Source organism: Klebsiella sp. GW_Kp181, from assembly GCF_040062315.1.
In the GTDB taxonomy this organism is placed as follows: domain Bacteria; phylum Pseudomonadota; class Gammaproteobacteria; order Enterobacterales; family Enterobacteriaceae; genus Klebsiella; species Klebsiella oxytoca.
In genome coordinates this window covers 1-13,365 of the sequence record NZ_JBEAFR010000065.1, presented here as the reverse complement: position 1 = coordinate 13,365, position 13,365 = coordinate 1, and the positions used below count along the sequence as shown (strand labels likewise).

Below are 13,365 nucleotides of genomic sequence, written 5' to 3'. Positions count from 1 at the left end.
ATAGAAACGGTGGTGAATTTAATCATGTTTCTTTCGCTGTTGGCCACCGCGTGGGATCTCTCCCTGGTTCATCACCTTGCCTGGTAAATCAGACCCTACGGCGCCCGCTCCTGACGCCGTAGTATTCTCGTTCTGACTCCCTTTATTCCTTTACTTTCAGCCGCCGGGCTAACGGCGTGCGACGATAAACAGGCGCGGAAATAATAACAATACCTTTCCGTTACACTGTAACGGATAGTGCCGTTTCAACTTTTCCAGATAGCGCTCGAGAAACGCTTCGCGCTGCGGCTCATCAAGTGGCTGTAAAAATGGTCTCAGGCCCGTTGACTGCAGCCATTCGATAATGGCCTGATGCGATGCCAGCGGGTGATAGTAGGTGGTGCGCCAGATATCCACCTCGCAGCCGCAGGCAGTGAGCATATCATAATACTCCTGTACCTCAGGCAGCGGATGCCGTCCGCTGGCCGGGTGCCCAAGCTCTTCTGCAACCTGACGCATCAGGGTATGGGACGGCTCCTGCCAGTTAACGGGCATCTGCACCGCCAGTACGCCGTTTTCTGCAAGATTGTTCACCAGAAAAGGGAACAGCCGCTGATGATCCGGGAGCCACTGCAGCGAAGCATTGGCATATATCAGATCCGCCGGACGCTCCGGGCGATAAGCGGCAATATCCGCATCAACGAACCCACAGTCCGGCAACCTTTGTGAGGCCTCTTCCAGCATTGCCGGGGAATTATCAATGCCGATAATCGTCGCGTCCGGCCAGGCATCTTGCAGCAGAGCGGTGCTGTTGCCTGGCCCGCAGTCTAAATCAACGGCCAGCGTCACGGGATAATGGGCAATGCGCGCAAGAAGCTCGGCGGCGGGCCGCGTTCGCTCAGCGCCAAATTGCAAATAGAGTGAGGGATTCCAGTCTGCCATAGTACGCTCTGGTTGCGAGAAACTCGTCCAACAGCATAGACGGCAATGCGTATCTGGCAAAGTAGCAAGATCGGCTGAGCCATATTGTGACGTTGTCACTTCTGCGTGTGCCAGGCGGGTCACGGTACTTATGTAGACAACAGGCTAGAGTATGCGCGCAATTCTTTGGTCAATGGGTATGAAATGGCTTTAATCATTAAGATGTTACTTGAGAACCGGCTTGGTAAGGACAAGGATAAACTGTTGCAGGTGAAACCTGGGCTAAGCCTTGTTGTTGAGGATGAAACCTGCCGGGTTCTGTTTGATACCGGCCCTGACGGCAGCTTTTTGCATAATGCGCAGCGCATGGGGGTTTCTTTATCTAACCTGACCGCCACGGTACTTTCTCACGGTCATTATGACCACTGCGGCGGCGTGCCGTGGCTGCCGGACAATAGCCGTATTATTTGCCATCCGCAGGTCGGGCAAACGCGCTATTCGGCGTTATCGATCGGCGGGCATCGCGTAAAGCTCAAAAAGCTGTCGCGAGAGATCGACTATTCCCGCCACCGCATGGAATACAGTCGCCAGCCGTTGGCTATCAGCGAGCGGCTGATGTGGTCAGGTGAGATCGCGGTTGCCAGGCCGCGAGCTTATGGCGTGCTGGCGGGGCTATCCCCAGCGGAGGATTATATTGCCGATGAGGGCGTACTGATTTACCGCTCGACGCGAGGCTTAATCATTATTTGCGGCTGCGGACATCGCGGCTTGATCAATACCCTTCGCCACTGTCAGAAGGTTACCGGCGTCCAGCAGATATACGCCATCATCGGCGGACTTCATCTGCGCCGCGCGCCTCCGTGGAGAATACGCCAGATAAGGCAATTTTTGCACCAGCAGAAGGTGGAGAAAGTGATGGCCTGCCATTGTACCGGTTCGTGGGGACGCTGGTGGTTATCGGCGGATAGTGCCCCGGCGACCGGCGATACGTTAGTACTGGATCAGGGATGACGTGTATGGCTGCTGATTACATATAAATAACACTTTGGCTATTTATTAAATACATCGACGCCGCGCTATACACCTTCCCCCTGGGGGAAGGTCAAACGTTAATTTTGCGATGACGTGTAAATATTTATCGAGAAACTTCATTCTATTTAACTCGCGGTTTTAATTATGTAATAGCGTTTAATTCTTTGGGCGGGTGTGCTTTAATTCAGCGGTCGTCCTATTGCGAATATTACTATGATTCAGTCACTACAGGCATTATTCAAACAAGCCACCCGACGCCGGCTTCGCATCCGCGCCGGGCTTGTTATTGCCTGTTGGTTGCTACTCAATCTACAGCTTGCCGTCGCGGCGCACCACGGCGGCCAGCAGCAGCCGGTCACGCCGCAGGTGCAAATTCATCACATCGTTGATGGCATGATGACCATGTCCGGCATGGATAACGTCGGGCAGAAAGTCATCTGTGAGAAACACTGCGACCCCGACACTGCGCAACCTAATACCTCCACCTCTCTACAGCTGAATGCATTGCCCGCCGAAACCACCCTGCTGGTGGTTTCGCCGCAGCAGGAGATTTGCGCTGAACGTATGGACTGGCACACGCCGCCGGTCACCGGTCCGCCGGCTGAAATACGTTTCTGCCGTTTCAGAGAATAACGCTCCGTTAAAAAACATCCATCAGAACTGCCCGTTCTGCGGGCGACTTTATGTTTTTTTCGGAGTATTAATTATGCGTTCGACCTCTATTTTTCTGCTTTTTACCAGCGTTCTGACCTTTTCTTTCACCGCATTTTCCGCCAGCGCGGAAGATGGCGCGATGCATCAGCATAATATGTCCGCGATGGCGGAAATGCCGGGGATGAATAAGCCCGAGAATACCGCCGCGCTTTATTCGGCAAGCGGGGTGATTAAAGCCTGGCGCGACGATGCAGTGGTGATTGCCCATTCTCCGGTTCCCGGGCTGAACTGGCCGGCGATGACGATGAGCTTTGCGCTCGATGGACATCAAGATAAAAAGCTGCCGGTGGGACAGCAGGTCGATTTCACCTTCCGCCAGACCGACTCCGGCTACGCGCTCGTTTCGATTACCGCGCAATAATTCCGGAGTCATTATGCACATCTTAACTAAGGCGGCCTGCGGGCTGCCGCTCTTGCTGTCGCTGACGTCCACCAGCGGCTGGGCGACGACGCTCTCTGAGGCCCTGTCGGCGGCGGAAAGCTACTCTGCCGAGCTCTCCGCCAACGATCATCAGGTTAACGCTTTGAAGAATATGGCGGATTCCGCCATGGAGCTTCCCGATCCGAAGCTTAAGTTTGGTCTTGAAAACGTCCCGTTGGGGGGAAGTAACGCCAGCCGCCTGACCCGCGAGGGCATGACCATGCAGCGGATTGGCGTAATGCAGGACTACGTCAGCAGCACCAAGCGCGAGCGCAAAGCCGACTCGATAACCGCCGACGCGCGACGAACCGCCGCCAACGCCGATGTTATCCGCGCCAGGCTACAGCGGGAAACCGCTCAGGCATGGCTGGCGCTGGCGGTAGCGCAGAAGTCGCTGCGCTCGGTACAGGCGCTGATTAGCGAAACCTCCCGGCAAATTGGCGTGCATAAGGCGGCCGTCAGCAGCGCCAGCGCTACCCCCGGCAGCGTGCTCGACGTCGAACTGGCGCTCAATGCTATGAAAAATGAGCAAGATAACGCCCGGCGCGATGTGGAGATCGCTCAGGCGCGTCTGATGCAGCTAACCGGTAAGGATATCCGCGTTATTTCCGGCCCGCTGCCGCGCATTGAGCGCCTGCCTGCCGATGAAGCGACCTTAATCGAGGGGATAAAACTTCATCCAGAAGTGATTCAGGCCGCGCGTGAGGCTGATCTGGCTAAAGCAAAATCCGGGCAGTCGGAAGTGGCGGCGATCCCCGACGTAGGCGTTGAGGTCTATTACGCCAGACGCGGAGATGACTATGACGACATGGTCGGCGTTATGTTTACCGTCGATTTGCCGGTTTTTCAGGGTAAACGTCAGGATAAAGACCACGCTGCGGATGTCTCCCGAACCTATGAAGCCAACGATCGGTTGACCTTATTGATGCGCGAGCATCAGGCGCAGCAGTATCAGCTGATCGCGCAGTATAACGCCGCGAAAGCCATTTACGATCGCCAGCAAAGCGAGGTACTGCCGCTGCTGCGCAAGAAGGTGAGTCTCGTCAATGCCCAGTATCGGGGCGGCAGCTCCGCGCTGCCTGAACTGCTCGCCGCCCGTCGCGACCTGCTGAACGGGGAAATCGCCAGCAACAACGCCGAGAAAGCGCTCGCTGACGCGTGGGCCGCCGTTCGCTACCTTATTCCACAGGATGTTAAATAATGAAGCTGAAAACTGCTTTTACCCTTGTGGCGCTGGCCGTCGCTCTTGCCGCCGCGGGCGGATACTGGCTGGGATCGCGGAACGCCTCGACTGTCACTCCGGGCGGAACCGAAACGGCTGCGGGACGCAAAGTGCTCTACTGGTACGACCCGATGGCCCCCGGTACCCGTTTTGATAAACCGGGCAAATCGCCGTTTATGGATATGGACCTGGTTCCGCGTTATGCCGATGAAGAGGCTGACGATGATGCGGGAGGGGTGAAGATTAGCACCCGCCAGCAGCAAAATCTTGGCGTACGCACGGCGAGCGTTTCCCGTCAGCCACTGGCGCCGGAGCTTAACGCTTTTGCTACCGTCGCCGTGGACGAACGCGGCGTCGAGACGGTGCCGGCGCTGGCCAACGGCTTGATTGAGAAACTCTACGTTAACGCCTCTCAGCAGTTTGTGAAAAAGAACGAGGCGCTGGCCGAACTGTGGATCCCGCAGTGGGCGGCGGCGCAGCAGGAGTATCTGGCGGTGAGGCGGCTGGGCGACAGCGGGCTGACCGCCGCCGCTCGCGATCGTCTGCAGCTGCAGTTTATGCCGGAAGCGATTATCCGCAGCGTTGAGCGCAGCGGGAAACCGCAAACCCGGATGACGGTACGCGCGCCGCACGATGGTTATGTCAGCAAGCTGGATGTGCGCACCGGCGCGCAGGTCACCCCAGCCCAGCCGCTGTTCGAGCTGGCCCGCCTCGACCCGGTATGGGTTGTGATTGATTATCCGCAAAGCCAGGCCAGCCTGCTGCGCGTGGGTAGCCGGGTGACGGCGACCACCGGCAGTTGGCCCGGGAGCGTTTTTCAGGGCTCCGTGCGCGAGCTACTTCCCGATCTGGAAGCGACCACCCGCACCTTAAAGGCCCGGGTAGTTTTGAACAATCCGCAGCATCAGCTCAAACCCGGTATGTACCTGAACGTTCAGCTGGCCGAGGCGCATCAGGCGCGCGCCGTTCTGACCATCCCTGAAGAGGCATTGATTGCCACGGGTAGCAGCAATCGGGTGTTAATTGCCGATGGCGAGGGGCATTTCCGTCCGGTCGAAGCGATCGTCGGGCGCACGCAAAATGGTCTGGTCGAGATAAAATCCGGCCTCAAAGAGGGCCAGAAGGTGGTCACCTCCGGACAGTTCCTGATTGACTCCGAAGCGAGCCTGCGCAGCGCGCTGCCGCAAATGGCCGGGGAGGATCTGCAGGAAAAAAGCTATACCACGCAGGGGGTCATCAAAGCTGTAACCGATGGGGCGGTGACCATCGCTCACCAGCCGGTGCCGGCGCTGAAGTGGCCGGCGATGATCATGGATTTTGCCATTACGCCGCAGCAGCAGGGACAGATGCGCCCCGGCGAGTCGGTTATGTTTAGCTTCGTCCTGACCGACGATGGAGCGCGAGTCACCTCGATGATGCCGATGAACGGCGCTAAGGAGCAGCCATGATTGCCGCCGTTATCCGCTGGTCGTTACGCAACCGTCTGCTGGTACTGCTTGCGTCGCTGATTATGGCCGCCTGGGGCGTCTGGTCGATACAGCAGGCGCCGCTGGATGCGCTACCGGATCTCTCCGATACCCAGGTGATTATTCGCGTAAGCTATCCGGGAAAAGCGCCGCAAATTGTCGAAGATCAGGTGACCTATCCGCTGACCACCACCATGCTGTCGGTGCCGGGGGCGAAAACCGTGCGCGGTTTTTCCATGTTCGGCGATGCTTACGTTTACGTACTGTTTGATGATGGCACCGATCCGTACTGGGCGCGCTCCCGCGTGCTGGAGTACCTGAGCCAGATCCAGAGCAGCCTGCCGCCGGAAGCGAAAGCTTCGCTGGGGCCGGATGCTACCGGCGTTGGCTGGGTGTTTGAATATGTGCTTACCGATAAAAGCGGTCAGCATAGCCTCGGGGATTTGCGGGCGATTCAGGACTGGATCCTGAAATATGAACTGAAAACCGTGCCGGACGTATCGGAGGTCGCCAGCGTCGGCGGAATGGTCAAAGAGTATCAGGTGATCCTTAATCCTGACCGCCTGCGGGCCCTGAACGTTACCCACGAACAGGTTATCAGCGCGATTCAGAGCGCCAACCAGGAGGGCGGCGGCTCGGTACTGGAACTGGGTGAAGCTGAATATATGGTGCGCACCACCGGCTATCTGAAGTCCATCGACGACTTTAAGCAGGTCGTTATCGCTGCGCGTGACGGCGTGCCGGTGCTGCTGTCCGACGTTGCCAGCGTGCGCCGGGGGCCGGCGATCCGGCGCGGCGTCGCCGAGCTCAACGGTGAAGGCGAAGTGGCCGGGGGAATCATCATTATGCGTTCGGGCAAAAATGCCCTGACCACCATTAATGCGGTGAAGGCGAAACTGGCTGAGGTGCAAAAAAGCCTGCCCGCAGGAGTAGAAATAGTGCCGGTTTATGACCGTTCGCAGCTGATTAAAAATTCAGTCGAAACCCTGACCCACAAGCTTATCGAAGAGTTTATCGTTGTGGCGGTGGTCTGCTCGCTGTTTCTGTTCCATTTCCGCAGCGCGCTGGTGGCGATGATCACGCTGCCGCTGGGGATCCTCGGCGCATTTATCGTGATGCACTATCAGGGCGTCAGCGCCAATATGATGTCGCTTGGCGGAATTGCGATCGCCATCGGAGCCATGGTCGATGCGGCAATCGTAATGATTGAAAATATGCATAAGGTGCTGGAGCAGTGGCGGTATGAGCATCCTGAGCGCCAGCCGTCTTCCGCCGACTACTGGCAAATTGCCCTACATGCGGCATCGGAGGTGGGGCCCGCGCTGTTTTGCAGCCTGCTGATCATTACCCTGTCGTTTATTCCGGTATTCACCCTCGAGGCGCAGGAGGGCAAGATGTTCTCGCCGTTGGCTTTCACCAAAACCTGGTCGATGGCGGTGGCCGCCGGGCTTGGGATCACCCTGGTTCCGGTGCTGATGGGCTACTTTATTCGCGGCAAAATCCCTGATGAGGCCGCTAATCCGCTCAACCGCTGGTTGATACGCGCCTATGAGCCGCTGCTGGATAAGGTCTTGCAGTGGCCGAAGGCAACGCTGGCGGCGGCGGGCCTGCTGCTGGTCGCCACGCTATGGCCGCTGGCGCAGCTCGGCAGCGAATTCCTGCCGCAAATCGACGAGGGCGACCTGCTGTACATGCCATCCACGCTGCCGGGGATCTCCAGCCGCGAAGCCGCCCGCCTGCTGCAGCAGACCGACCGTCTTATCAAGACGATTCCTGAAGTACAAAGCGTGTTCGGCAAGGCCGGTCGGGCGGAGAGCGCCACCGATCCGGCGCCGCTGACCATGCTGGAAACCACCATTCAGTTCAAGCCGAAAAGCGAATGGCGGCCCGGTATGACCATGGATAAGCTGATCGGCGAACTGGACAGTGCGGTAAAAGTGCCGGGCATCGCCAACGTCTGGGTACCGCCGATTCGCAATCGCCTGGATATGCTGGCGACCGGCATTAAAAGCCCGGTCGGCATCAAAGTGAACGGCAACAATCTGGCGGAGATCGAAAAAACCGCTGAGGAGATTGAGCGCATCGTGCGTCATGTCCCGGGTGTGACCTCGGCGCTGGCGGAGCGCCTTGACGGCGGTCGCTATATCGATATCGCTATCGATCGGCTGAAAGCCGCCCGCTACGGCGTGTCGGTGAAGGAGCTGCAGTCGGTGGTCGCCAGCGTGGTGGGCGGCGATAACATTGGCGAGACTATCGAGGGGCGTGAACGCTATCCGATAAACGTGCGCTATCCGCGCGAAATGCGCGACTCGCTGCAGAAGCTGCGCGATCTGCCGGTGGTAACCAGCAGCGGGGCACAGGTGACGCTCGCCGAGCTGGCGGATATTGCTATCACCGATGGCCCGCCGATGCTAAAAAGCGAAAACGCCCGTCTGTCGGACTGGATCTACGTCGATATTCGCGGGCGCGATCTGAAATCCGCGGTTGATGAAATGCAGCGCGAGGTCAGCAAACAGGTCAGGCTGCCGGATGGCATCTCGCTGACGTGGTCCGGGCAGTACGAGTATCTGGAACGCGCTACCGCGAAGCTCAAAATCGTACTGCCGTTTACTCTGATGATTATCTTTATCCTGCTTTACGTCACCTTCGGTCGCGTTAAAGATGCGCTGTTGATTATGGGTACGTTGCCGTTTTCGCTGATCGGCGGCGTCTGGTTGCTCTGGCTGCTGGGCTATAACCTGTCGGTGGCCGCCGCCGTTGGCTTTATTGCGCTTGCCGGCGTGGCCGCGGAGTTCGGGGTAATTATGGTGCTCTATTTAAACCAGGCGCTCGCGAAGCGGCGCGGTGAGCTTAATGACCGGACGCTCAACGAAGCGATACACGAAGGAGCCGTGCTGCGCGTGCGCCCGAAAGTAATGACCGTCGCGACGATTATGGCCGGGCTGCTGCCGATTATGTGGGGTGGCGGTACAGGTTCAGAAGTGATGCAGCGTATTGCCGCGCCGATGATCGGCGGGATGATCACCGCGCCGCTGCTGTCGATGCTGGTGATCCCGGCGGTCTATCTTCTGACGCACCGCAACAAACCCTAAAGTGCAACGCCCGGGCCAGGCGGCTCGGGCGTGAATCAGTCGGCGTTTTTGAGATCGGACGCGCGTTTGGCGGTGGCGTAGACAAAGTCCAGCATCGGCTCGAGGTCGGTATCGTAGCCGGCCTGAATGATTTTGCCCCGCAGCCATTCGATCTCACTGGTAATATCCGGGTGAAAGATATTGTTGTCCTGCGCTTTGCGTAGCCACTTGAGCAGGAAATTATTTTTCCCGCGGATACCGCCCGATTTCTTCGATTTTGCGTGTATTTTCAGCGCCACCAGAATGCAGTAATAGAAATGAACGCGCTGATTAAAACTTTGGTGCATGTCTTTTATTCCCGCCAGAATCAGGTTGCGGCCGGGCATGGACCTTAAACATGCGGTCTCTGATATTCACCCGTGCCACCATCGCGCCGCTTGCCAGGCGCCGGGGCGATGGTGGCACGGAAGCCGAATTGCAGTCAAATATTGATTATTTTTTTACCCATATTTGCGTCTGGGGTCGCGCGAAGAGTATTCCTCAGGTTCGCGGCAGAGCAGCGCGTTGTAGCAGGTAAATGCGCAAAACCAGGATAAATGCCAGCGCGACCACCGCTGCGGCCAACAAATAAATAGTCTCCAGCTCGTAGTAGCCTGCCACCCAGCCGGCTAGCGGTCCGGTTAATCCCAGCGCCAGATCGAGAAAAGCCGAATAGGTGCCCAGCGCGGTGCCCTGATTCTGCTCTTCAACCTGTTTTACCGCTTCCACCCCAAGCGCCGGGAAGATCAGCGAAAAGCCCGAGCCGGTGAGAAAGGCGCCAATACCCGCTATCCATGCCGAGGAGGCATACCAGATGATCAGCAGGCCGAGACATTCGATCGCAAAACAGATTAACGATACCGGCACGCCGCCGTAGCGGGTAATGGTGTTACCTAAAATCAGGCGAATGCAGATAAAACCGATGCTGAATAGCGACAGGGTAAACGCCGCGCCTTGCCAGCCATGAGCCGAAAAGTAGAGGGTAATAAAGGTCGCGATAACCCCAAAACCGACGGTACCCAGCGCCAGCCCCATCCCATAGGGCCAGATTTTGCGTACCACCACGTGAAACGGTGCCCGGATTCCCGCCGTCACGCTGACGTCCTGGCGCGTACGGGCATAGAGCAGGCCAACCGCCGCAGCCAGCACCACGACGGCGGCAAATCCGCTGATGCCAAAATAGCCGTTGAGCATGACGCCCAGCGGGGCGCCAACCGCCATCGCCACGTAGGTTGCCACGCCGTTCCAGGAGATCACGCGCGACGTGTGGATCGCGCCCACGGTTTTGATCCCCCACAGGGTCGCGCCGGTGGCAGTGAAGCTTTCCCCGACGCCGAGGAAAATTCGCCCCACCAACAGCGCGGCAACCGCCAGCGGCGGCGCAGATTGCAGCAAGACCGCGAGCAGGGTGAAGAGCCCGCTGAGCAGACAGCAAATAATCCCCAGGCTGACGACTTTTTTCGGCCCCCAGATATCGGTATAGCGGCCCGCATGCGGGCGGCTGAGCAAGGTTGAAATGTACTGGAGGCTGATAACCACGCCGGCGATAAAGGTGCTATAGCCAAGCTGATAATGGATATAGCCGGGCAGCACGGCGAGCGGCAAACCGATGGAGAGATAGCAGATACAGGTAAAGACAACGATAGAAATAATACGCAGATTAAGCTGGGTGGTGCTGACGGATGTGGCCATAACGCTAAGTACTGGAAACCAAAGGGAGACTAAGCATAGCGCAGCGTCGTCGGGCGCGACGAGCAGACCATGCGCTTTTTCAATGATTCAGGCAAACTCACTAAAAATAGTAATGAGAGAAGAGCAATCTGGGCAAGTCGTGCGCAGCAGAGTATAAAATTTGTTAACGCATCATGGATATTGACAGGAGAGGGTATGGAATACGATTTAGACGGTATGGATGTTCTTTTTGTCGCGGGCTTTGGACCGATCACCCAATCAACGCCAGCCAGCAGGGAATTTTATGTGGCGGCGCTGGGCCTGCCGCTCAAACCGATGCCCGGCAACGAAGAGTATTTGCTGACCGAACAGCATGCCCTCGATGGGGTAAAACATTTTGCGCTGTGGCCGCTGGCTCAGGCGGCGCGCTCCTGTTTTGACTCGGATCTCTGGCCGGACTATCTGCCGGTGCCGCAGGCGTGGGTGGAGTTTGAAGTGCGCGATATCGATACCGCCACCGACGCGCTGAAGGCCAGAGGCTATCGTCTGCTGGTGGATAATCGCGTGGAGCCCTGGGGGCAGACCGTCACGCGGTTGCTGAGCCCGGAAGGGCTGCTGGCAGGGATTACCGTAACCCCGTGGCTGCGCGAGGGCAAAGCATGAAAGCCAAATGGAATGTATTAGCCGCCCATCAACTTCGGCGACCAGCAGGGTGATGGAATGTTGATTTATGACGTATTCGGACGCCACATTGGCGTCCAGCGTCGGGACGGGCGATGGTTACTCTTCCGCGTCGATCTCAACGAACGGAAATATTCGCCGCTGCATGGGGTTATCATCCCGGATGACCTCACGGAAGCAGAAATTCCCGGCTGGCTGGGCGATATTTTTCATGAAGCCGCAAGCCCGCGCCATCCTGACGTCCGGCTGATGGAGTAGCGGCTACCGCCAGCTTCTGTTTTGCAGCACCACCCGGTAACCGTCGCGGTCGACAAAGGTTTTGCCGTGCACATTCCAGTACGGATTAAACGCGCTGACCGGTGTAAAGCCGGCGGTCAGCATTCTCTCGCACCGTTCCTGCCATTCGGCGGTGTGTGGATAATAGAGCACCAGCAAATCTTCCTCGCTCGGGGAGGGCTTCACCGGGTGATGGTGGCAGAGGGTGAACTCAAGATGCCAGCCGAGATCGCCGCGTCCGATCATGACGCCGCTGAAGCCAGCGTGATCGGCAAACTGCGCGATCTGCTCCAGCCCAAGGCCCGTGCAGTACATGCTGCTGCTCAAAGAAAGGTCGGTGACCGGCCGGGCGATGCGCATAGCGTTAAGAGTCATAAGAACCTGTATTAATAAAAGGTGGTCGGGTGACTGTATCCGTTTTTACGCCGATCGTTTGTCGTGGAAAGCTTTCTTTTGCATAAACGTCATCCCTCAGACGGCCAGCCATTTGATGGCTCTTACTGTGCCAATTAGCGATAGCCAATATAAAAAGTGTGCTAATTATTATTGTGGCTAATTAAATAATTGCGGCATTTTTTGTCCTTAACTTAAACACATCTTAAACGAGGGTCTGGCGTTTTCTAGGATTTTTCTCATGCGATGCAATATTTCGAAAGATAAGCAAGGGCGCTTTTGAAACAAATAAAAAAAGCATATCCATGTAAATCATATGGATATATCGCTGCTGTTGCTGAATGGATCGGTTTCAGCGATCGATTTAATATTTATTGATAAGCGATAGCAATTAAATATTTTGTATTGATCGTTGGTTTCGATGTAGGTATCGTTTTGCACGTATTTCACCGGCAGTACAAATAATTAGTTAATCTCATTTGCGCTAAAAAAATTATTTACCGCGATATTTCATTAGAAGATGAAATTAAACTTTTTTTTGAAATTTGTATGGCGTGTAAGTTAACACCGTACATTTACCCCGTCGGTCATGGTGAGATATATAAATATTTTATATTTCCTCGGGAGATGTCCTGAAAGTGTTGTGTGGGCTTGCTGCCCTATTAATACCCCACATTATTAATAAATGGAGTTTATTTATGAACATTAAACGCGTAATTCTTTCCGCTGCAATTTCTTCTGCATTAATGTCTGGCAGTGTTATGGCGGCTGAGACCGGTACCGTGAGTTTCAGCGGCCTGATTACCGGTGCCACCTGTGATGTCAACATCGGTGGTGCAGGCGCAAACGCGGCCGTAGTGCTGCCAACCGTCAGCGCGAATACACTTGATGGCGCGACTAAAACAAATGGTAAAACTCGTTTCAGTCTTGAATTGAGCGGTTGTACCGGTGCATTAACTCAGGCGAAAGCCTTCTTTGAAGGTGGTAATACAGTAAATAACGCGACCGGACGTCTGATAAATACAGAGACGTCCGGTGCAGAGAATGTTTCTCTACAATTACGCGATGGTCAGAACAATAGCGTTATTAATGTTGGCGATGCTGCACAATTTGATTCCGCAGCTATTGGTTATGTTGATATATCTTCCGGTACGGCTTCACTTCCGTACTATGTTGAGTATTACGCTGAAGGCGCCGTCGTAGCCGGTACTGTCGCTTCCCAGGTGACCTATAGCCTCATCTATAAGTAATGCTTCTGCGGGGAGAGAACACTTTCTCTTCCCAATTAATTTCTGGAGACATCACATGGATGTAAGGAAAACTATTTTCTTGCCTGCTGCGCTGAGTTATCTGATGAGTGCGCTGTGTACTTTTCCGGTTCAGGCTGGCGTGGTAATTAATGGTACACGGGTTATCTATCCCGGCGATGAAAAAGAAATTACCGTTCAGGTTAGTAATAATGGGCAGCGTCCGGTATTG

Annotated in this window: 14 protein-coding genes; 10 read left to right on the top strand and 4 right to left on the bottom strand. The window is 56.0% G+C overall.

Translation table 11 applies throughout. The annotated features are described in order from the left end of the window. Positions 1–168: 168 nt before the first annotated feature. On the bottom strand, positions 169–921 hold the full coding sequence (tam, locus tag ABLV11_RS16670) for a trans-aconitate 2-methyltransferase (protein WP_348855476.1): 753 nt from the start codon (positions 919–921) through the stop codon (positions 169–171). Between the two features lie 183 nt (positions 922–1,104). On the opposite strand from tam, the gene ABLV11_RS16665 reads away from it, so the two are divergent. From ABLV11_RS16665 to ABLV11_RS16640, 6 genes are all read left to right on the top strand, one after another. After that, a complete protein-coding gene (locus ABLV11_RS16665; RefSeq protein ID WP_196090612.1) occupies positions 1,105–1,911 on the top strand; it encodes an MBL fold metallo-hydrolase in 807 nt (268 codons plus the stop codon). Between the two features lie 234 nt (positions 1,912–2,145). Then, the gene (locus ABLV11_RS16660) at positions 2,146–2,565 is read left to right on the top strand and encodes a hypothetical protein (protein ID WP_004102297.1); all 420 of its coding nucleotides are present in this window, start codon (positions 2,146–2,148) and stop codon (positions 2,563–2,565) included. A 73-nt stretch (positions 2,566–2,638) separates the two neighbouring features. After that, on the top strand, positions 2,639–3,007 hold the full coding sequence (locus ABLV11_RS16655) for a copper-binding protein (protein WP_004113246.1): 369 nt from the start codon (positions 2,639–2,641) through the stop codon (positions 3,005–3,007). A 13-nt stretch (positions 3,008–3,020) separates the two neighbouring features. Beyond that, positions 3,021–4,268 (top strand): TolC family protein, encoded by a 1,248-nt coding sequence (locus ABLV11_RS16650; protein WP_004113244.1) that lies wholly within the window; start codon positions 3,021–3,023, stop codon positions 4,266–4,268. Further along, entirely contained in the window at positions 4,268–5,737 is a 1,470-nt protein-coding gene (locus ABLV11_RS16645; protein ID WP_348855473.1) for an efflux RND transporter periplasmic adaptor subunit, read from the top strand. Before ABLV11_RS16650 ends, ABLV11_RS16645 begins: the two co-directional genes overlap by 1 nt. Continuing rightward, a complete protein-coding gene (locus ABLV11_RS16640; RefSeq protein ID WP_004102289.1) occupies positions 5,734–8,847 on the top strand; it encodes an efflux RND transporter permease subunit in 3,114 nt (1,037 codons plus the stop codon). The genes ABLV11_RS16645 and ABLV11_RS16640 overlap by 4 nt, the downstream gene beginning before the upstream one ends. A 35-nt stretch (positions 8,848–8,882) precedes the next feature. Here ABLV11_RS16640 and ABLV11_RS16635 read toward each other — a convergent pair whose 3' ends face one another. Continuing rightward, positions 8,883–9,173 carry a hypothetical protein gene (locus tag ABLV11_RS16635; RefSeq protein WP_026055937.1) on the bottom strand — a complete coding sequence of 97 codons (291 nt, stop codon included), beginning with the start codon at positions 9,171–9,173 and terminating at the stop codon, positions 8,883–8,885. Between the two features lie 193 nt (positions 9,174–9,366). Beyond that, positions 9,367–10,557 (bottom strand): MFS transporter, encoded by a 1,191-nt coding sequence (locus tag ABLV11_RS16630; protein ID WP_016807413.1) that lies wholly within the window; start codon positions 10,555–10,557, stop codon positions 9,367–9,369. Between the two features lie 195 nt (positions 10,558–10,752). On the opposite strand from ABLV11_RS16630, the gene ABLV11_RS16625 reads away from it, so the two are divergent. Next, positions 10,753–11,199 carry a glyoxalase/bleomycin resistance/dioxygenase family protein gene (locus ABLV11_RS16625; protein WP_004102284.1) on the top strand — a complete coding sequence of 149 codons (447 nt, stop codon included), beginning with the start codon at positions 10,753–10,755 and terminating at the stop codon, positions 11,197–11,199. 57 nt (positions 11,200–11,256) lie between these two features. Further along, positions 11,257–11,475: a hypothetical protein gene (locus tag ABLV11_RS16620; protein ID WP_004113236.1), complete on the top strand. Its 219-nt coding sequence runs from the start codon at positions 11,257–11,259 to the stop codon at positions 11,473–11,475. A 3-nt stretch (positions 11,476–11,478) separates the two neighbouring features. Here the strand turns inward: ABLV11_RS16620 and ABLV11_RS16615 are convergent, their stop codons facing one another. Continuing rightward, complete coding sequence (locus tag ABLV11_RS16615; protein WP_017145813.1) at positions 11,479–11,868, bottom strand: VOC family protein; 390 nt, start codon at positions 11,866–11,868, stop codon at positions 11,479–11,481. 716 nt (positions 11,869–12,584) lie between these two features. On the opposite strand from ABLV11_RS16615, the gene ABLV11_RS16610 reads away from it, so the two are divergent. Both ABLV11_RS16610 and ABLV11_RS16605 read left to right on the top strand, forming a co-directional pair. Then, complete coding sequence (locus tag ABLV11_RS16610) at positions 12,585–13,136, top strand: fimbrial protein (protein ID WP_004102280.1); 552 nt, start codon at positions 12,585–12,587, stop codon at positions 13,134–13,136. Positions 13,137–13,191: 55 nt separating this feature from the next. Beyond that, the coding region (locus ABLV11_RS16605; RefSeq protein ID WP_348855506.1) for a fimbria/pilus periplasmic chaperone at positions 13,192–13,365 on the top strand (174 nt) is incomplete at its 3' end.

What these genes read in the sequence shown, in the direction of transcription:
- ABLV11_RS16660 (WP_004102297.1), top strand. Translation starts at nt 2,146, where the DNA reads ATGATTCAGTCACTACAGGCATTATTCAAACAAGCCACCCGACGCCGG.
- ABLV11_RS16630 (WP_016807413.1), bottom strand. Translation starts at nt 10,557, where the DNA reads ATGGCCACATCCGTCAGCACCACCCAGCTTAATCTGCGTATTATTTCT.
- ABLV11_RS16645 (WP_348855473.1), top strand. Translation starts at nt 4,268, where the DNA reads ATGAAGCTGAAAACTGCTTTTACCCTTGTGGCGCTGGCCGTCGCTCTT.
- ABLV11_RS16615 (WP_017145813.1), bottom strand. Translation starts at nt 11,868, where the DNA reads ATGACTCTTAACGCTATGCGCATCGCCCGGCCGGTCACCGACCTTTCT.
- tam (WP_348855476.1), bottom strand. Translation starts at nt 921, where the DNA reads ATGGCAGACTGGAATCCCTCACTCTATTTGCAATTTGGCGCTGAGCGA.
- ABLV11_RS16655 (WP_004113246.1), top strand. Translation starts at nt 2,639, where the DNA reads ATGCGTTCGACCTCTATTTTTCTGCTTTTTACCAGCGTTCTGACCTTT.
- ABLV11_RS16635 (WP_026055937.1), bottom strand. Translation starts at nt 9,173, where the DNA reads ATGCACCAAAGTTTTAATCAGCGCGTTCATTTCTATTACTGCATTCTG.
- ABLV11_RS16620 (WP_004113236.1), top strand. Translation starts at nt 11,257, where the DNA reads ATGTTGATTTATGACGTATTCGGACGCCACATTGGCGTCCAGCGTCGG.
- ABLV11_RS16610 (WP_004102280.1), top strand. Translation starts at nt 12,585, where the DNA reads ATGAACATTAAACGCGTAATTCTTTCCGCTGCAATTTCTTCTGCATTA.
- ABLV11_RS16650 (WP_004113244.1), top strand. Translation starts at nt 3,021, where the DNA reads ATGCACATCTTAACTAAGGCGGCCTGCGGGCTGCCGCTCTTGCTGTCG.
- ABLV11_RS16665 (WP_196090612.1), top strand. Translation starts at nt 1,105, where the DNA reads ATGGCTTTAATCATTAAGATGTTACTTGAGAACCGGCTTGGTAAGGAC.
- ABLV11_RS16625 (WP_004102284.1), top strand. Translation starts at nt 10,753, where the DNA reads ATGGAATACGATTTAGACGGTATGGATGTTCTTTTTGTCGCGGGCTTT.
- ABLV11_RS16640 (WP_004102289.1), top strand. Translation starts at nt 5,734, where the DNA reads ATGATTGCCGCCGTTATCCGCTGGTCGTTACGCAACCGTCTGCTGGTA.